Origin of the sequence: Paenibacillus sp. AN1007 (genome assembly GCF_040702995.1) — a bacterium.
Taxonomy (GTDB): Bacteria; Bacillota; Bacilli; order Paenibacillales; family Paenibacillaceae; genus Paenibacillus.
On the sequence record NZ_CP159992.1, the window covers coordinates 2874319 to 2893990 of the forward strand.

At 48.8% G+C, this 19672-nt stretch carries 15 protein-coding genes; all 15 read right to left on the bottom strand.

Going from position 1 to position 19672, the window contains the following annotated elements:
- Positions 1-4 precede the first annotated feature (4 nt).
- A complete protein-coding gene (locus ABXS70_RS12665) occupies positions 5-610 on the bottom strand; it encodes a pentapeptide repeat-containing protein (protein WP_342555904.1) in 606 nt (201 codons plus the stop codon).
- 88 nt (positions 611-698) lie between these two features.
- A complete protein-coding gene (locus ABXS70_RS12670) occupies positions 699-1307 on the bottom strand; it encodes an N-acetyltransferase (protein ID WP_342555903.1) in 609 nt (202 codons plus the stop codon).
- Between the two features lie 49 nt (positions 1308-1356).
- Positions 1357-1716 (bottom strand): Asp23/Gls24 family envelope stress response protein, encoded by a 360-nt coding sequence (locus ABXS70_RS12675; RefSeq protein WP_342555902.1) that lies wholly within the window; start codon positions 1714-1716, stop codon positions 1357-1359.
- Between the two features lie 192 nt (positions 1717-1908).
- Positions 1909-4008, bottom strand: a complete 2100-nt coding sequence (locus ABXS70_RS12680) for a S9 family peptidase (protein ID WP_366296158.1) — start codon at positions 4006-4008, stop codon at positions 1909-1911.
- 20 nt (positions 4009-4028) lie between these two features.
- Positions 4029-4958, bottom strand: coding sequence for an ABC transporter permease (locus ABXS70_RS12685; RefSeq protein ID WP_342555900.1), 930 nt, complete (start codon positions 4956-4958; stop codon positions 4029-4031).
- Between the two features lie 15 nt (positions 4959-4973).
- On the bottom strand, positions 4974-5891 hold the full coding sequence (locus ABXS70_RS12690) for an ABC transporter permease (protein WP_342555899.1): 918 nt from the start codon (positions 5889-5891) through the stop codon (positions 4974-4976).
- Positions 5892-5995: 104 nt separating this feature from the next.
- A complete protein-coding gene (locus tag ABXS70_RS12695; protein ID WP_342555898.1) occupies positions 5996-7567 on the bottom strand; it encodes an ABC transporter substrate-binding protein in 1572 nt (523 codons plus the stop codon).
- Positions 7564-8775: a M20 family metallopeptidase gene (locus tag ABXS70_RS12700; protein WP_342555897.1), complete on the bottom strand. Its 1212-nt coding sequence runs from the start codon at positions 8773-8775 to the stop codon at positions 7564-7566. The genes ABXS70_RS12695 and ABXS70_RS12700 overlap by 4 nt, the downstream gene beginning before the upstream one ends.
- Positions 8775-9524 (bottom strand): FadR/GntR family transcriptional regulator, encoded by a 750-nt coding sequence (locus tag ABXS70_RS12705; RefSeq protein WP_342555896.1) that lies wholly within the window; start codon positions 9522-9524, stop codon positions 8775-8777. Before ABXS70_RS12705 ends, ABXS70_RS12700 begins: the two co-directional genes overlap by 1 nt.
- A 236-nt stretch (positions 9525-9760) precedes the next feature.
- Positions 9761-10471 carry a glycosyltransferase gene (locus ABXS70_RS12710; protein ID WP_342555895.1) on the bottom strand — a complete coding sequence of 237 codons (711 nt, stop codon included), beginning with the start codon at positions 10469-10471 and terminating at the stop codon, positions 9761-9763.
- A 150-nt stretch (positions 10472-10621) separates the two neighbouring features.
- Positions 10622-11719: a Gfo/Idh/MocA family oxidoreductase gene (locus tag ABXS70_RS12715; RefSeq protein ID WP_342555894.1), complete on the bottom strand. Its 1098-nt coding sequence runs from the start codon at positions 11717-11719 to the stop codon at positions 10622-10624.
- A 15-nt stretch (positions 11720-11734) separates the two neighbouring features.
- The gene (locus ABXS70_RS12720) at positions 11735-12658 is read right to left on the bottom strand and encodes an AraC family transcriptional regulator (protein WP_342555893.1); all 924 of its coding nucleotides are present in this window, start codon (positions 12656-12658) and stop codon (positions 11735-11737) included.
- A 13-nt stretch (positions 12659-12671) separates the two neighbouring features.
- Positions 12672-13679: a Gfo/Idh/MocA family oxidoreductase gene (locus ABXS70_RS12725; RefSeq protein ID WP_366296160.1), complete on the bottom strand. Its 1008-nt coding sequence runs from the start codon at positions 13677-13679 to the stop codon at positions 12672-12674.
- A 198-nt stretch (positions 13680-13877) separates the two neighbouring features.
- Entirely contained in the window at positions 13878-18521 is a 4644-nt protein-coding gene (locus ABXS70_RS12730; protein ID WP_366296162.1) for a S8 family serine peptidase, read from the bottom strand.
- The gene (locus ABXS70_RS12735; RefSeq protein WP_366296164.1) at positions 18505-19197 is read right to left on the bottom strand and encodes a protease inhibitor I9 family protein; all 693 of its coding nucleotides are present in this window, start codon (positions 19195-19197) and stop codon (positions 18505-18507) included. Before ABXS70_RS12735 ends, ABXS70_RS12730 begins: the two co-directional genes overlap by 17 nt.
- Between the last annotated feature and the right edge of the window lie 475 nt (positions 19198-19672).

A 19672-nucleotide genomic window follows, 5' to 3' on the forward strand; every position in this document is an offset into this window, starting at 1 on the left:
ACGGCTAGTCCACTTTTGCTCCGAGCGAGCGGGCAATCAGAACGGACTGTTCACGATCGATACGTACTCCCTTGAAATCCAGTGATTTCAGATCTATTCCATCCAGAATGGCACCTCGCAGATCAGCTCCCTGCAGTTTCACTTTGCTCATAGACACTCTCGTCAGATCACAATCACGCAGGTCCGCTTTGCTCAGATCGCTCTCAGCAAGGTCTGCTTCCAAGAAACGAATCCCCCGCAGATCCTGTTTTCCGAGCCGTGTATATCTCAGATTCGTATAAGACCAGTCCCCTTTAAAAAGGGTTATACCGTCCATTTGGGCACCGGAAAAATCCGACCCCGTCATTTTGCATGCTGTGAATTTGGACGCAAACAGGTTCGCCCCACCAAATAAACAATTCTCAAATGCAGACTCCGTATGCATCGATCCATTCATCAACGCGCCCTTGAAATCACATTCGATAAAACGGCAGTGGCTGGTTTCAATCTCTTCCATAGAAGCATTCATGAACGTACAGTGTTTGAACACGCAGCTGATCAGCTCGCCATATCGCAGATCACGTCCTTCAAAATGAACGCCCTCGTATTCCTGGTCTTTATACTGATACATATATTACACCTCATTTGGTATAGTGTTAACGTCAACTTTGTTATTCAAAACGACTTATTCTACTATACCATATGAATATCAACGTCATTTATATAAGTGTCTTTGACATCCTGAACATGGATACGGCGGGTTTGTTAATCTCTCCAACCGTTTTGTACCCCAGCCGCTCGTACAATTTGATCGCACCCGCATTTTCCTGCTTGACGGTTAATGAAGATTTCGCAAAACCGTTCAGAACTGCCTGCTTTTCCGCATGATAGATCAACTCCGTGCCGACTCCAAGTCCTCTGCTCTCTGGAAGTGTCGCAATCGTACCGATATGATATTCATCATCCTCGGCTTCCTTCAGCGTTACCATGGTATAGAACTCTTTCCAGTTGCGCAGGTTGTATCCAATCAGTTTCCAACTGTTTAGATTGAACAGCTGTGTAAAAGTAGGCAGTGCAAGTTTGTTCATCAAAGGGGTTGGATAACACATTATCATACCGAGTGTTTTGCCACCCCGCACGGCTTCATAAGCATACTCGTGACTAAAACGATTGTTGCGGGCTTTCCAAAGCTTTTGAAATGTTTGATCTACAACTGCGGGCTCTCTTGAGCCCGCCAGGGAAAACTTCATATAATCCAGCGCCATTTCTGTTAATTTCCCGCCAACGACGGTATGCGGCCTTGCTTTTACAATCGATACTTTGCTCATAACGGTCACTCCTCAAATATACGTATTATTGCGGATTGTGAATTTTTTACTACTGCGCTGGCAGCGGGACAGGAGCGATGCCTTCCACGGTGACATTCACCGCATGAATGGATAACCCGGTAAGATGCTCTACCTGCTCAATGACTTTATGCTGCAATTCTCTGCAAACTTCATGTACTTTACTGCCGTAATGCACGATGATTTTAACGTTAATCTCCAAATGATGATCTTCTCTATGGATAGTAACTCCCTGCTGCAGGCTGCGGCCGCTCCATATTTTGCCGATACGTTCTGCCAATCCCGCTGACATTGAGGCAATTCCACGGGTGGCTGTTGTTATTTTACCGACCATTTTGGAGATGACATCATCCGATATTTCGATAAGACCTGTCGTTTTTTGAATCAGCATATGAATCGCCTCCGTAATTTTTGATAGATAATTATATCATTTAATTAAAATATATATCATCTTGAAATAAAATTCAACTTTTCAGTATAAAACAAAAAAACCGCAAATTTTTGCGGTTTCCGGCTTTCATTTATGGAAAAAATGTATCAATATAAGCGCCACTTCATTATGGCTTGTTGAACGCAGTGTAATCTACAGATAATCATTAAACCAAGCGATCACCTGTTCAAAACAGTCAACGCGAAGCGAAGGTTTGCCGCTTTTTAACAAAGAATGATTTGAACCCGGATAACGAATCAGCTTGGTGGTTTTGCCGTAACGCTTCAAGGTTGTATACAGCTCCTCTGCCTGAGCAATAGGCGTGCGGTAATCCTCTTCCCCATGCATAATCAGCAGTGGCGTTTCGATGTTATGCGCATGAGCGAGCGGGGAACGGGACCACAGATAAGCAGCATGCTCCGCAGGATTGCCTCCAATTACGCCTTCTACATAGGAAATTCCAATATCGCTTGTGCCATACATGGACAGCCAATTAGAGATGCATCGCTGTGTCACAGCGGCTTTAAAACGGTTGGAATGAGCAGCGATCCAGTTGGTCATAACACCTCCGTAACTCCCACCTGCAGCGCCCAAACGGAATTCATCCAATATTTCGTAAGATGACAAGGCATGATCCACAGCTTCCATCAAATCCCGATAATCACCACCGGCGAAATCACCCCTACAGGCTCTGGCGAACTCCTGTCCATAGCCCATACTGCCGCGAGGATTAACCCATAAGACAGCATATCCTTCGGCGAGAAGGGTCTGCATTTCATGACTGAACGCTCCCGTATACATCGCGTGAGGGCCGCCATGAATCTGCAAAATCAAAGGAAGTTTCTTCTTGAGTCCGATTTCTCCTCTTGGGTTTACGGATGCTGCTTCATCTGAATTCACAGCTGCAGTCGATTCCATTTCTGCCAAGTCAGGCACTGCCAGCCACCCTTGGATTAACCAGCCGTCTGATGATGGGAATTCGATCCGCACGGGAGGATTTACGATCCGTTTAGCCATAAACTCATCATTGCGGCGGGTGAGCCTGGTCATGGTACCGCTCCCCATCTCTACAGTGTACAGCTCTCCGGGGTGTGTATCCGTTAAGACTGCAGCCACCAGCGTTTTCTCATCAGCAGCAATTGTATATTGATATACATCCTTCTCTCCCGGAGGCGTGATCGTTTCGCAGCCGCCATCTGGCTGAATCCGGTATACATCCACGCTGCCTTGACAGGTGCCCAGTACATAAACCCCCTGCTTTGGAAACGAGCGGCTGATGATCGGCGAAGGGGAAGCAGCTGCCGACTTCATATCTCCCAGTGCAGCATTACCGATCTGCATGTCTAAATCGGGTGCGACCAGCCTGGGTACACCTCGCTGCACCGGAATGGTAAACAGTTGATGATGACTTCCACTCCCATATTTGCGATCACTGGCGATCAAAATAAGCTGTTTACCATCCGGTGTGAAGGAGAACTGGGTAATCTGCAGACTGGAATCTGTTATTTTATAAGGCACTGCTTCCTCCCCCGCTTCTACAGTAATCATGAAGACGTCCGTATGGTGAAGCAGGTCCGGGTCAGCTTCCTCTTCTTGTACTTGTTTTGAAATAAATGCAAGCTTCTGGCTGTCCGGTGACCAGACCGGTGTAGTGATGTTCCACAATCCCGATGTCAACTGTGTGATGTGTCCGCTAATCATCTCGTACACAAACAAGTGACTGTATTGACCATCCCACCACCCTGCGCCTTCGGCCTTTGGCGTGGTTCGCTCATACACGCTTCCGCGCAATACAGATGACAGCTGGACAGCCGGTTCAGCGTTTTCGTCTTTCGGGTTTTCGTCATCTCCGGGTTGAACTTGACCCGAATGAACTTTACTGGTAAAAGCGATATATTTCCCATCTGGTGACCAGCTGTAACTCGATATTTTACGTTCAGGAGATATAAGCATAACCGGTTCTGATCCCTCCGGATCAAGAGACCACAATCCTTTCCCCCCCTGAGTCGAGCGGAGAAAAGTCAGCCTGCTGCCATCAGGTGACCATGCAGGCGATGAATCATGCATTCCGTGAGTCAATGCTACATCTTCTGTTCCATCCAGTGAAATCCCCCGAATCTGTGTGCTGTATTCGTTCTTTGCCTGATCAATGGTTTGTTCGACGTATGCAACCTGCCCGCTTGCGCTAATGACAGGCTGACTGATCCAGCGGTAGTGATACAGATCCTCCGGTGTAATCGGGCTTTTATTCATAGCCATATCTCCCTTCTGTTTTATTTATGAGTTGACTCTGTACGCGGATCAAGGACATCACGCAACCAATCACCGAGGAAAATGACACCCAGCACGGTAAACGTAATCGCAAGACCCGGGAATGCTGCAACCCACCAGCTTGTTGCCACGTACTGCCGACCATCACTTAACATGCCGCCCCACGATACATCCGGCGGTTTAATCCCCAGCCCGAGGAAGCTGAGCGAAGCTTCCATGATGATCGTTGTACCCACATTCATGCCGCAGATGACAATAAACGAGGAGAGAATATTAGGCAAAATATGCTTTATAATCAAACGTCCGTTCTTAGCCCCAATGGATCGGGCTGCAAATACGAAATCACGCTCTTTAATGCTGAGCACTTCACTTCTCACGACTCGTGTGAATGGAACCCAGTTCGTTACACCGATAACCAAGATCAGTGTTGTCATCCCCGGACCAACAATTGCCATTACAACAAGCATAAACAGAATTGTCGGGATGGCCATGAAGGCATCACCCACACGCATAATCAGAGCATCCAGCCATTTTCCATAGAATCCGGATATCAAACCCAAGATCGCTCCGAGGATTCCGGAGACAATCACAGCGCCCATACCCACAATCAAAGATACGCGAGCGCCATACACGATTCGGCTCCACATATCTCTGCCCAGGTTGTCGGTTCCCAGCCAGTATTCGGCTGTTCCGCCTTCAAGCCATACAGGTGGTTTGAGACGGTTCAGCGGACTAACTGCTGCCGGGTCATGACTGGTAAGCAGAGGTGCGGCTATGGCAATCAGGACAACAACCAATACAAGCACCGCACCGAATGATCCGGTCCTGCTGATGATGAGCTGATGCCAGATGGAGCGAATTCCGTTGGATATAGGCTGGTTATGATTGTTCTGTGCTGTACCCGGAACTGAAACTTCATTATTGTCTCTCATCAATCGCACCTCCCTCTAGTCATATTTGATACGCGGGTCCAGCAGCCTGTACGACACATCGGTCATAATATTGACAATCACGACGATAAAAGCGATGACAAACACGGCAGCTTGTACAATAGCCATGTCATGGGTATTTACTGCCACAACAAGCAGCTGTCCCAAACCAGGCCAGGAGAATACCGTTTCCGTAATCAGAGTGCCCCCGATCAAACTGGTAAACTGCAGGCTCATAATGGTCACAACCGGAATTAAGCCGTTGCGGAACGCATGTTTTGCAATCACCGTCATTCGTCCGAGTCCTTTGCTGCGTGCAGTCCGAATGTAGTCCTGATTCAAAATTTCCAGCATGCTGGATCGAATCAGCCTTGTCATCTGAGCCGCCAATCCAACTCCCAGCGTAAAAGCGGGCAGAATCAGATGAGACAAGCCGCCGCGACCCGAAACCGGCAAAACTCCCAGCATGACAGAAAACAGCAGAATCAGCATAATACCCATCCAGAAGTTGGGCATCGCTTTCCCGATGACCGAAATGCCCGAAATCAGAAGATCGGTGAACGTGTTTCTTTTTACGGCCGAGATTACCCCCAAAGGCACAGCCATTAATACGGCAAAAAACATGGCGGCGGCAGCCAATTCAAAGCTGGCTGGCAATCGCTCCAGCACAAGTTCGAGCGCAGGCTGCCCATAACGGAAGGATTGGCCGAAATCCCCTTGGACTGCACTGCCAAGAAACTTCACATACTGCGTATATAAAGGCTGATCCAGCCCCAATGCCTGGGTTAACACAGCCCGATCTTCCGCCGTTGCGGTTTCAGGCAGCATTAACGCAACCGGATCACCGGTTACCCGGACCAGTATAAATACGATTAAAGACACGATAAACAACACCGGAATAACCTGAAGTAACGATTTGACTATGTATTTGCCCACTTCCGGCTCACCTCCCCTTTTCAAAAAAGAACGGCAGGAACTTGTTCATCCAGTCCCTGCCGTTCACGGCTTACTCATGCAATGACAGGTGTTATAGCCTGATCTTACTTTGCAGCAGGTGTAATCTCGTCAGCATAGAACATCTCATCACTGCGCGGTGCAAAGTTCACTTTGTCATTGGTTCCATACACGCCTTCCATTTGATACAAATATACAGCGGGACGCTCTTCTGCGAAAATCTGCTGTACTTGCTGATATTCCTTCTCACGAGATTCCGGGTTCATGTTCACAAGAGCAGATTGAAGCAGCTTTTCCACTTCCGGATTGTTGTAATCGGATTCGCCTTTGGCTTCTTCCACCATGTAACGGTTGTAGTTATTGGAAGCGTCAAACAGCGAGTTCCCGATGCCAATCATGAACATTTCCTTGAATGATTTGGAACTATAGCGCTCACTGAAGGCACTTGGCTCAAGTACATCCAGATTGATTTTGAATCCGGCCTGTTCCAGCATGGCAGCAGTAACTTCAGCTTGCTCCTTGTACTGGGAAGAAACGGAGATTGTCATCTCGGCTTTTCCTTCCTCGTAGCCTGCTTCTTTCAGAAGCTGTTTGGCTTTGTCCAAATCATACAGCGATGTTTTGTACAGTGAGGGTTCAGCACCGAAGTTGCCTGGTGTTACGGATGTACGTGTAACAATGCCTGCTCCGCCAGCAATGCTGTCGACAATACCTTGTTTGTCAATGGCGAGATCAATCGCCTCACGTACCTTGGGATCAGCTGTGATACTGCCTTCGGTTTGACGGAAAATCAGTTGAAGAACACGCTGAATCGGCGCTTTCACAATTTTTTTATCCGCTTCCCCTTCGATTCGTGCAATGTCTGTCGACGGAATCGATGCAGCCACATCAACGCCGCCAGCAAGCAGCTCAGATACACGTGTGGAGGCTTCAGGGATCACTCGGAACACCACTTCATTCCACTTCGGCTCACCGCCGAAATAATTTTCATTTTTCACAAGCACGACACGGTCGTCTTTGGTCCATTTGCTGAACTTGTACGCTCCTGTACCTACAGGCTCTTTCAGGAACGTGTCCATTCCTTTGTCCTCAATATATTTTGCAGGCAGCATGCCGGCGCCCATTTTGGACAGGCGGTTAAGCAGCAGCGGGTCCGGTCCATCGGTAACGATGTCTACCGTATGCTCATCCACCGCTTTAACTTCAACGATGTTTTTGAAATAACTGTTTTGTTTCAGCGTATTATCCTTGGCGACACGCTCCAGCGTGTATTTCACATCAGCGGATGTGAATGGATCACCATTGTGGAATGTTACGCCTTCACGCAGTTTGAATCTCCATGTTGTATCATTGACCTGTTCCCAGGATTCGGCAAGTGCAGGTACTTTTTTCTGCTGACTATCGTTTTTCACCAAATAATCAAACACGTTTACAAGCACAGCTTCACTGGCTGTATTGTTATTGTTGTGCGGATCAAAGCTTTCGATATCGGTTGCCGCAGCAATCGTTAATGTGCTGCTGGCAGATGACCCTTCGGTCCCGCTTCCCTCAGCTGTCGTATTGTTCGCCGTATCCTTGCCGCCTCCGCCGCATGCACTCAATACCATAACGATTGCCAGCAATGTAATCCACAAACCTGTCCATTGTCTCTTTTTCATTGTGCTTCTTCCCCCTTGGAAGTTGTATTCCTTGCCAAAAATTCAAGTGCTATTGCGGACAGCAGGCCTACACCATAAGGCATAACCGTCTCGTCAAGATCAAACTTCGGATGATGAAGCGGGTAACGTGTGCGCTCCTCTTCACTGCCGGACCCTAACCGGAAAAACACTCCTGGAACATGTTCGCAGTAAAACGCAAAGTCTTCACCGCCTGTTGACGGTTTGATGTAACTCCACCCCTTCTGCGCATTAACCTCTTCACAGACTTCGGTCAGCAGATCAACCATGCCAAGATCATTCACAACAACTGGATAACCGTCGCCATAGATCACTTCACATTCGGCTCCAAACGAACTGCATATGCCGCCTACCACTTGTTGAATCATAGCCGGCATGCGTTCACGCACTGCTGGAGATAACGTACGAACCGTTCCGATCATCTCCACTTCTGGCGCAATGGCAGTCCCCATGTAACCTCCGGTAATTTTGCCAATGGTGACGACGACAGGTTCGAGCGGGTCAACCATACGGCTGGCTACGTTCTGCAGTGCGGTGATGACTTGGGCTGATACGGCAATGGCATCGATGCCTTCATGCGGACGGGCCGCGTGACCTCCCTGACCAACAATCTTGATAACAAGCGGATCAGCTGATGCAAAGGCAACCCCCTGGCTCACCCCCACTGTTCCCGTATCCTGACTTGGTGTCATGTGGAGGCCAGCAATCGCATCCACCTTAGGATTCTCAAGCACCCCATCCTGAATCATGGATCTTGCACCGGCAAGTCCCTCTTCCGCAGGCTGAAAAATAAATTTGATATTTCCTGATTTGGGCCTTCCAAGACTCGTGAGCAGCTCGGCTGCCCCCATCAGAATCGAGGTATGTGCATCATGACCACAGAGATGAGCCTTGCCGCTTACTGTCGAACGATACTCAACTGTCTTTTGATCTTCAATAGGCAGAGCATCCATATCAGCTCGAAGGGCGAAGGTCGGGCCATCTGTCTCTCCGCGAAGCAGACCCGTTACTCCGGTTTTTCCAACATGACGTGTGACCTCCAGTCCAAGCTGCTCCAGGTGCTCAGCAACAATCGCAGAGGTGCGATGTTCTTCGTAACCAATCTCGGGATGGCGGTGTAAATCTCTGCGCCAGGCACTTAATTTGGTCTGCAGCGGCTGTGCCAGCCGGATGAATTCGGATTGTTTCATTAGGTGTCATTCCTTTCCTGTTCCTTCGATTCAGACACAAGCCGGGCATAGATCGCATCAGCCGAAAACTCGATATGCCTTTTCATCGTATCCCGGGATCTGATGCTGTCACGTGACTTCAGTGCTTCAAGAATCTCCATATGTACCTCATAGTTTACCGAGCGGATTCGCTCGTCGTATGGCATTAAATCCAGTGCCGGATTAATCTTGGTTCGAATCTGTCTGACCGCTGTTTCGCAGTATGGATTACCAGATGCTTTAGCAATGGTCAGATGAAATTTTACATCCAGTGCCCTGAACCATTCCCTTGTGCAATCGGGTTCGACGCTTTGCTCCACATAGTTCTGCAGCTGTTCCAGTTCGCCTGCGGTGATCCGCTCAGCAGCCAGAAAAGCTGCCTCTGGCTCAATAATCGTTCGGTATTCAAACACCTTGAGCATCTGAGCCCAGCCCTTTTTGATCTCTTCCCGCGTACGTTTATGAGAATTGACCGTTAGCGGCAGCACAAATGTTCCGCCTTTTGCGCCTACTCTTTTCTCGATCAGTCCCTTGTCTTCCAGCGCGGAGAGCGCCTCGCGAACCGTAATGCGGCTCACATCAAACATCTCGGCCAAATCCCGTTCAGCGGGTAACTGCTCCTCACTCATCAGCTCTTTTAAAATAATAGCTTCCTCCAGCTGCTCCCGAATAAATTCGCTAACCTTTTTAGTCGATACTTTTTCGAAACGAAAGGAGAATGGATTAGACATCTGAACACTCCGATCTGTTTATGGTCTAGACCTTATACCATTAATATAATTCCGACTAAACTTATATGCAATACTTTTTTTTGATAAAATTCAACATTTATTTTTAATGATGAACTCAGCGTACACCTTCCCATATCAAGGAACATTGGAAAATAAAGAAAAAGACGCTCTGTCTCTGGCCATAACCTCTTTTGATCAGAATAGCTTTTTTATCTTCTATCGTTCTTTAGCCGCAATCATTTTTTATCTGCAAAAGGTCTGAAATGACCAGTCACAGCGAGACGCTCGCTTCCTTCGAGATAGAACTGATCCTCTGCTCTCCAGGTATGGCTCGCTTTATTCTGTCTGCGTAGATATACATAGTTGTAAGGTGAGGTCGCATACGTCTTGTATCCTCTCTTCCTGCACTGTCTGAGAAACGTTACATCCTCTCCGACAGATCGATCGGTGAAGCGGACTCGTTTTAAAACCTTTTTTCTAAATAACAGCGTACCTCCCTGCACAAATTCTACTGGTTTGTTGTTCTCGCCAGGCGATCTCATTAATAAACTTCGAGAAGCTTCCAGATAGACCAGACAAGAGTGTTTGCCCACAATATCACTTTCGGTTCGGCGGAGTGCACCTACTTGTTCTTGCAGATAGTAAGGAGAGTAATAATCGTCATCATCCATCTTCGCAATGAGTGAACAGCGAGCCCGCGTGATCCCGGCATTCAGACACTGCCCAAGCGATATGCGCTCCGGCACCCGGTATACGTGGACATGCTTGTATTTCTGTATCTTTTTCTGTACCAAACGCATGTTCATGCGGTCCAAATTCAGAATAAGGATGAGTTCTTTACTTTTGTAGCGTTGACGCCGGTAATTCTGCAGAATGTTATTAAGAAATTGCGGCCGATTGGTGCAAACAATAATGGATACTCCCGGATACGTATGGACTCTGGCCATAACCCCCCCCTTTCAGCTCATTTTCTGTCATCCTATGTGCATGATTCATATCAGGTATAGACTGCTCCCTCTGGTTACTGAAAAATAACGCAAAAAACCTCTGTCCTCAAGAAGGACAAAGGTCTACTCTAAACCACATAGAAAAATACGTTAATCTTTCCCGTTATTATCGAAGTAAACGGCCTTGCCCGTACGCGCAGACTCATAGATCGCCTCTAAAATCTGCGATACTACCAGCGCCTGCTTTGGTGTTACCACTGGCTCCACATCGTTATCGATCGCTTCGATCCACTTGCGCATCTCGACATCCGGGGCTTGTTCCGACTGTCCTTCGTAGAAGTCCACGCCGCCTGAACTGAGTTCTATTTCATTGGTATACAGACGGCTGAATTTCTCGCCATTGATTCGAAGCCCGTTTTTCATATCCGCGCCTGCCTCGGTGCCGCTCAGACTGCACTTGGCCTCATCCACATCAAGCGAGTTCAGTGCCCAGCTGGATTCAAGCATGATGGTTGCCCCGTTTTCCATTACAATCATACCAAAAGCCGAATCTTCAACCGTGAATTTCTGAGGGTCCCACGGCCCCCACGCATTTGCAGCATTTTCTCTCTGTGAAAGTTCGTGATGCGTGGTGCCAAGAACAACTTTGGGCTGGTAATTATTCATCATCCACAATGTCAGATCGAGTGCATGTGTTCCGATATCAATCAGCGGTCCGCCGCCTTGTTTCTCTTCATCCAGAAATACACCCCAAGTCGGCACGGCTCTTCTGCGAATGGCATGGGCTTTGGCAAAATAAATCGAACCAAGCTCTCCTGCTTCGCACAGCTGCTTCAGAACCATGCTGTCCTGACGGAAGCGGTTATTGTAGCCAATGGTCAATTTCTTACCCGTACGTTCTGCAGTCTCCAGCATAAGCTGGGCTTCAGCCGCCGTCTTCGCCATCGGTTTCTCACACATAACATGTTTTCCTGCCTCAAGTGCCGCAATCGAAATCTCCGCATGGGAGATGTTCGGTGTCAGCACATGCACGATATCCAGTGATTCGTCCTTCAGCAGCTCCAGGTAATCCGTGTATACCTCTGCATCAGCTGATCCATACTGCTTCTTCGCCTCTGCAGCGCGCTCTTCTTCAATATCACAGAAAGCAGCCAGTTCAACATTCACCAGTTTACTCAGACTTGGCAGATGTTTGCCGTTTGCGATCCCGCCGCAGCCAATAATGCCAATACGATACACTTTGCTCATATATGTCACTCGCTCTCACTTTAGTATAGGTTGTTTCATTTTGCGAAAGGCCGACGGAGTCATCCCGAGGCGCTTGCGAAACACGGCATGTAAATAGTTAGCATTGTTAAAACCGGAGGCCAGCGCGATCTGTTCGATCGACACCGAACTCTCCTGCAGATTACGGCACACTGCACGCAGGCGAATGTCCTCCAGCACACGGCTGAACGGCATATCCGGCTTCACCTGATAGAAAATACGCTGCAGCTGACGGCTGCTGATATGCAGTTTCTCGGCCACATGCTCCAGCGTTACAGCAGAAGCGTGGTTGGCCTCCATATACTGGACGGCATAATCATACCTGTACAGCGTCATATCCCGTACCGGTACTTCTGCACGGATACCGCCGGTATCATAAGCTCGAACCGTTTTAAGCAGAATGCTGACGACCAGCTGTTTAATTGAAGTATAATATCCGACCATTTTGTGGTCACAAGCCTCATACGCTTCGAGAAAACAAAGCATGGCCCGGTGGTAATCCTGAACCGGGATGTGTGGTAGAGTGCGCAGTTTTTCCATCGTCTCCTCCGATTCCGCCGCCTCCCATGGATCGACATGTTCTCGTGGTCTATGAACAATGTCGACATGAAGACATAGTTCATCCATGGCTTGATCGGCAGCTGCCTCCTGATAATGAACAACACCAGGTCCTGTCAGATAGAGCATGCCTTCAGAGAGTGCATGAGACTGATCATCGATAATCACCCTGCCTCTGCCTCTGGGAATCAGATGGAACTCATACTCCGCATGGTTATGGAAATCCACAATCCTCCCTGCGGGGAACGTCGTCAGATGAAAACGCAGCACCCGAATTTCGTAGTGTCCCCATACCACAGTGATATCAAGCCGCTCCAGAAGATCCTGCCTATCGAGCATTTTCTCATACGGATACAGACTCAAGATGTCTTCCTCCTTACGCCTTTTGCAGTTCGGTCAGCGCAATCCGCCGTCCTTCCTTGGCTGATCGGTTCGCTGCTTCCATCAGACGGGTCAATTCCGCAGCCATGTCCAAGTTGGCCTGGTCTTCCGTATTATTTTGGATATGTGATACCCATTGATTGAATGCGCTTACTACATTTTCAGCAGGCGCAAGCTCTGTCCAATCGGTATACTGTCCCTCCGCTGCTTTCGTGCGGATCAACAATGTGGATTCTGGCGTGCCGTACAGCAGCGTTCCCTCTGTTCCATGCACTTCGATTGTAAAAGGCGAGTGACTGTTCACAAATCCAGCCTCCACCACCCCGATCGCTCCTGATGCGGTGGAGAGAGCTGCCACTGCGTTATCCTCAACTTCCCTGCCCGTGACATAACCGAAGCTGGCGCTCACATCGGTAATTTCCTCGTTCAGGAACAATCGGGTCAAATACATCGGGTGGCATCCCAGATCAATTAACGCCCCGCCCTGACAGTCATGGAGACTATAGAAATGCTGCGGCAGCCAGTCTGCAATCGCTCCATCATGGGATAATCGCGCTCTGACGTATGTAATTTGCCCGAGTAATCCTTGCTGAAGCACATCTTGAATTGCGGCCGTGTATCCAGCATAGAGACGTGGAAGAGAAACGGTCATTTTGATCCCGCTCGCCTGAACTTCTTTCAGAATCGCATTGGATGCTGCTTGGGTGGCAGCGATGACTTTTTCGGTAAAAATATGCTTGCCTGCTCTGGCCGCAGCCGTAATGACCTCCTGATGAAGACGTGTAGGTGCATCTACAATGACAGCATCGATGTCGTCTTGAGCAAGCATTTCTTCAAGCGAAGCATAGAAAGGAACGTTCAAACGGTCCGCAGCTTCCTGCCCGCGCTCCGTATTTTCATCCCATACGGCAGCAATCTCCGTATCGTCATGTTCCTGTGCCTCAGTGATGTAATCCCATGCGTGAACATGCCACAAGCTGATTTTGCCAATTCGAATAGTCACGGATGTCTTCCCTCCATAGTATATAATATTCTGACATTTATCTATAAGGTATCACATGATCTATCTATTTATAATCGAAACTCACGACAATTGATGTATAAAATGACGACACAATAAGAAAACCGGCAGGCCTTTTCAGGCGTGCCGGCAAACCAATTTGCTGATACATACTGCAGCCTTGATCCATTGCTGGACCGATTAAGATTCCAAACCTTCAGAAGGGCTGGCATCCCCTGCTGTTTCATCCGGTTTTGCGCCCGTGTCTGCCTCTCCATCCTTGTCTGATGCAGGCTGTCCTTCAACTTGTTCCTGTTCGTTTTCTTGTCCGGCACTTACAAACAATCGTCCGGCAGCTTGAGCCTCGGCTTTGTTCCCTGCAGCATCCTGTGCTCGGATTACAATAACTCCGCCTTCAAGCACAAGTGAAGCAGGCGTGGTGTACGTGCCTGTATAAAGACCCGGCTCCGTTTCCACCAGAGGGATCTCACCTTCACTGCCGCTGTTCAGATTCAGAGGCAGCTGAATGCGGAAAGAGGCTTGCAATCCAGGTTTGCTCTTAACTGAAACCGTGACACTCTCGCCTGATGTAATGTGTACATCTTCCGCAGGAGTAATATCGGTCAATTCCGGTGCTCCCGTTTCCACGTAAACTTTACGTGTAACTGTTGTTTGGTTTCCGGCAAGATCACCTGCTGTTATTGTAATGATGTTCTCACCCTCGTTAACCAGCACACGATGACTGAACTTTCTGTCCCGGTCCACTTGAACGGTCACGCCGTTCACAGTGACCTTATCAAGGAACTGTTCGACCACATTACCCGTTACATGTACCACTTCCGTGTTAATCCGGCTTCCTTCCGCCGGGCTGACAATGTTCAACTGCGGTTTGGTCTGATCAAGAATAATGATCACCGGAAGCGAACGATCTGTCGTTTTGCCATCAATAATCGCTTCTGCCGTAATCACATTAACACCTGCGCGCAGCTTCACGTCGTGCGAGAATGTTCCATTGTTTACGGTTGTTGTCCCGGCAGCGTCCTTGCCATTGTAAAACTTGATCTGTGCTCCGGAAGCAGGAGAAGTACCGGATATCGCATAGGTTGACTGATTGGTATACGTATTTGCCGGCGTTGTAAGCACCGGAGCATTCACCGGATATTTAACGACTGCTCGAATCATGTAATTCCCTTCTTCAGCAGGTGATGCGCTCCACGCCCCACTTACACGCTGCCAACTTCGCGCTGCATAAGTACCGTTCTCATCCGTCGCCAGACCAGGAGCACTCGTTCCCGCCGCGGTCTGGATATACACGATGTAGAAATCACCTGTGACGATAACCGGTTCAGGGAACTCGACTGAAGTCCACTGATCGTTCCGCAGGGCGGTACCCTCGAACGGCCCAGCGAGCATTTTGCCTGGTGCGCCCCCAGCGCCTGATGCATCATAAACTGCGTATTTGAATGCCGTTCCTCCAGGAACAGGCCATTCCGTATTCCAGAATCGGAAAGAGGCACCTGTTACTTGCGCTGTTTCCAGCTCCGGAGTCATTCGAACGGCCCATGCGTTGTCCGCAGCATTAAATGATCTTGCGTTCTCGGCTGAGCCGTCATCATAAGCAATTTCACCCGGGAAACCGATGAAGGGTTTCAAAGCGATGCTGCTCTCCACCGTACCATTACCAGGCACAGTCACCGTAACTTTTGTGCTGTAATAGTCCGCTGCACGAACGGACAATGTGTAGGTGCCTTCAAGCACCTGCAGCGTAAAGCTTCCATCGCTTCCTGTCCGAACCTCTGCAACTTTGGCATCTTCGACAACGAGCACCGAAGCATCGGCCAGAGGCTGGCCTGTGCGTTCATCTTTCACAACCCCTTTAATCTGCCCATAAGGGATTGTTTCGAGATTGAAGTTTGCTTTTGCCCCGCTTCCATCCGAGATCGTTACCGATTTCGTCTGCGGATAATAGCCATAAGCCTCCGCTTTTAACGTGTACTCTCCTGCAATATGCGTGAAACTGTACTTGCCTGTGGACGAATCTGTTTTCACAGAACGCCCGGTTTCAAGCACCGTAACGGTTGCACTTGCTGGCAGACTCTGCGGCTGCACCGAACTTGTTCCCGGCTTTTCAGCTGCAGGCTCTTGTGGTTTGATTTTGTTAAACTCTGCCTTGTCAGTACGTGTAATTTTGTACCAAGGATTATCATAAGACGGTTTAGGTTTGTCACCCGTCAGCACTACAGCGTTATCCTCCGTCTCGGTCTCGGCCGTTACGCCAAGCACACGGAAATCATCAATGAACCAGCCTGTTCTCACCACACTGTTATCCGAGGTTAACCGGAAGCGGAACTGAACTTCATTCCCCGTCAGCGCGTTCAGCCCATAGAAGACCGGGGTCCACTGTTTCCCGTTTGTGTTGTGCGAGAACTTGCCAAGCTCCGTCCAGGTGGTTCCTCCGTCTTTGGTTGCTTCAACATAGCCGAAGTCGTATCCGCCCTCAATCTCGTACCAATGATTAAACGTAAGGGTTGCTTCGGATACATCCGTCAAATCAATTACTGGAGATATCAAAGAATAATTGGAACCATTTTCATATGTGTTGTCAAGATCGGTTGCCCACACATTAGGCGGTGACACTGCACTCATCGGACCGGTTTTCGGAATGCCCCGCTCCCACTCGTCCTTGGTCCCGGCATGTGTCCAGCCGTTATCATCATTTCCATCAAATTGATCGATATAGATGTCTTCCGGCACCTCAACCTTAATGGAAACTTCATTGGATTTCTCACTTTCATTACCGCTGTAATCAAGAGCTGCGACCGTGTAATAATACGTCGTGTTCGTTTCAGTAGTTGTGTCCGTAAACGATGTGCTTCTTACTGTACCGATGGGCTCATCATATGAATCTGCAGTTTCAGAACGATATACGGCATATGACTCCAGGTCTTCATCATCGGACCCCGTCCAGTTCAGCGTTACGTTACCCAGAATATCTGCCGCTGCCGTCAGCGCGGAAGGAGCTTCCGGAGCGATATCGTCCAGTTCCAGCACTGCAAAATCATCAATGTACCAGCCCGCTTTTTGCACAGTGGCATCACTGTTCAGATTAAACTGGATGAACACCTGCTGCCCGGCATAATCACGCAGGTCCACGTACTGTGTCTTCCATTCACCGCTTGCGCCTGTGTAGCTGAGCAGTTCCTCAAATACATAGTCGCTATCTTCAGAAGCAATGTATACCTTGCCAAAATCGAGATTATTCTCAAGATCGTACCAGTGTTTGAATGTTAACAGCGCCCCTTCGGGACTTTCAGTCAGATCGATTGGCGGAGCAAGCAAGTAGGCATTGCTGTTAGGCAGATACGTGCCCTGCAGATTGGTCGCAATTACTTTTTCACCGGAGTAAGCAGCCTTCGGTCCGCTTACAGGTGCCCCCCAAACCCAGGTGCTTCCGGTGCCGCCAGTCGTAAATCCGAGCTGATCTGCTTCAAAATCCTGCAAATATCCAGGTTTGACACCGTTTGAAACGGCAACGCTGTAGACCTTGCTATCAAATCCGTTATTGCCGTAATCATTCACACGAATGTAATACTCCACGCCTTCTGGCTCAATCAAGAAAGCCGGAATCGTCGCAGTATAAGTCCCTGCTTTAGTATCTCCTTCAATCCGATTCATTGGCAGATAGACGTACTGCTTTGTGCCTTTGGTTCTGGCAAAAGCTTCAACGGAAACCACCGCCACATTATCCGTCACATGTGCCGTCAAAGGAATATCCAGACCCGTAAAAGCTGTATTTACTGGCGTGTGCTCCAGCACCGGCTCTTCCAGATCATCTCCGGCCGTGACAACTCTTCCGGAGACTGTGCCAATGCCTTCGAGAACAGACCCCACCGCATCCAGCGCGTTAATGATCCCGTGACCGTAACCGTTGTTCGGGGAAACCGGATAACTGCTATCGGTTCGCGGTGTCGCCGTATCCATGATGATCTGTTCCAGCTGATCCACGTTAAGAGAGTGGTTCGCTTGAAGCAGCAGTGCAGCGAGCGCCGTCGTATGCGGACCTGCCATGGATGTGCCGTTCCATCCACCTTCATATGTACCTCCAGGCACGGCTGATCGAATGTTCACACCAGGGGCGGATACTTCCGGTTTGATCTCATTATACGGAGAAGGTCCCAACAATGAGAATGAACCCAAATTACCGTTAATATCGGTTGCTCCTGTAGCAAAGCTCTCAGGATAGTTGGCCGGGTTCGCAACGGAACCGGGACCGCCCGGATTCCCCAAGCGTACATTCCCTGCAGAGAATTCAGGGAAAATCTGAGCATCACGCCAAGCCTGAACCATCGGTCTAAACCATTCGTCGAGCCCTGCTCCTCCGCCCCATGAATTGTTTACAACGTCCGGTGCGAGCTCAGGATGCAGATTTCCCTCGGCATCCACGGGAGCAAGGAGCCATTGTCCTCCATCGAGAATAATCGCATCCGTTGTTTCCGGATTAAAGATACGCACTCCGATCCATTTCGCACCTGGTGCGACACCAATACGATTCGTTCCGTCCGCTTCGGAACCCACCATCGTTCCCATCGTGTGGGTGCCGTGTCCGTCTGCATCCGCAGGAAGAGCTGCTCCGCTGTGCGGATCGTACCAACTCAGCTCAGGATCAACAACACTGCCTGAAGCGTCCAGACCACGCCATTTACTGCGAAGTGCAGGATGCGTGTAGTCCACGCCGCTGTCCAGATTGGCAACCACGATGCCTGTGCCATCAATGCCTCGCTCCCAGACTGCGGGTGCATTGATATAGTCTATATTCCATTCCACATTTTCAGTCTGTTTCTTCACCTTGGAATCTGCTTCTTTGGTCTGCAGCTCCTTGTGACGCTGAATCGTTCACTGCTGGTTGCTCTTTGACTGCTGGCTCTTTGGCAGATGACTGGACGGCTTCCTTCGCTGGCGAGACACCCGCTGCCTGCTTGCTTACTTCCGCCTTATCCAGATATCGCGTTTCATTCGGCAGAATTTTCTCTACCTCTGGCAGCAGCGCAATCTGCTCCATCACTTCTTTGGTACTGGTTACTGCAAGGGAGTTCACGATAAAATAACTTTTATATTCTTTGACCTTACCCAAGTCAATTTCCTTTTCAAGATAATTTTCAATCGAATACTGCGTTCTTGATGCTGTTTCTCGTAGTGAACTCACCACAGAGTTCCGTACAGACAGTTTCGATGCCGAAGGCGTTTCCTTAGCAATCGATGCCTTCTGCATCGCTTGTTTGGAGACCGCTGCGGTGTCTACCTGTTCCTTCATTTTGACCAGATAGGTGACATATTCGCTGCCTTCAAACGCTTTGGTCAGTTTGGTACTCACTTTGGACGTTGAAACCTCAGCCAAGCTGGACTTCATATCGATTTTTGATGAGGATGAGTTCTGCGCAGAAACCGGATGAACGATTGAAAATGCAAGGAGAAGCGATAGTCCCATGGAGACGGGCTTGCGTAACTGCTTTAATTTAATCAAACTTTTCCACTCCTTTTACCCTGCTTTATAGTTTGGTTTGGTACACATGCCCTTCTCAGTGAATAAAACCATTCGCTATTGCTGCCCTGATGAAATTAGAAGGAGGTGTTTCGCTCCCTTTTCATTTCACATCGGCCTCACCTCCTTTACAGGTTTGGTTAGAGAATACAGATACAGCACCATCAGGAATTGTCCAATGGTCAAAATGGGTGCGCAAAATGATATAAAATCGAAATTACTTGGCTGATGTCGTCATGGATTGGAGTGGGGGTCAATAAAAGAGCAGCTGGAATGTCTGTAAGCATTCATGTGGAGGATATTCAGGAGCGTTAGCAGAACGCTTGCCATAAAGTGGTCAGTAAATCCGGATCGTCCTTACGGGTTGAATCGCAGAGTAGATGTTAAATTACATATAAAAGTTAAATATAGGGTTTAATTGGATTTTATTGGTATAGTATAGATTCAAAGCAGGATA

Bases quoted from the DNA above. Each gene is read 5' to 3' on its own strand.
- ABXS70_RS12665 (WP_342555904.1), bottom strand. From the start codon at position 610: ATGTATCAGTATAAAGACCAGGAATACGAGGGCGTTCATTTTGAAGGA.
- ABXS70_RS12670 (WP_342555903.1), bottom strand. From the start codon at position 1,307: ATGAGCAAAGTATCGATTGTAAAAGCAAGGCCGCATACCGTCGTTGGC.
- ABXS70_RS12675 (WP_342555902.1), bottom strand. From the start codon at position 1,716: ATGCTGATTCAAAAAACGACAGGTCTTATCGAAATATCGGATGATGTC.
- ABXS70_RS12680 (WP_366296158.1), bottom strand. From the start codon at position 4,008: ATGAATAAAAGCCCGATTACACCGGAGGATCTGTATCACTACCGCTGG.
- ABXS70_RS12685 (WP_342555900.1), bottom strand. From the start codon at position 4,958: ATGAGAGACAATAATGAAGTTTCAGTTCCGGGTACAGCACAGAACAAT.
- ABXS70_RS12695 (WP_342555898.1), bottom strand. From the start codon at position 7,567: ATGAAAAAGAGACAATGGACAGGTTTGTGGATTACATTGCTGGCAATC.
- ABXS70_RS12700 (WP_342555897.1), bottom strand. From the start codon at position 8,775: ATGAAACAATCCGAATTCATCCGGCTGGCACAGCCGCTGCAGACCAAA.
- ABXS70_RS12705 (WP_342555896.1), bottom strand. From the start codon at position 9,524: ATGTCTAATCCATTCTCCTTTCGTTTCGAAAAAGTATCGACTAAAAAG.
- ABXS70_RS12710 (WP_342555895.1), bottom strand. From the start codon at position 10,471: ATGGCCAGAGTCCATACGTATCCGGGAGTATCCATTATTGTTTGCACC.
- ABXS70_RS12715 (WP_342555894.1), bottom strand. From the start codon at position 11,719: ATGAGCAAAGTGTATCGTATTGGCATTATTGGCTGCGGCGGGATCGCA.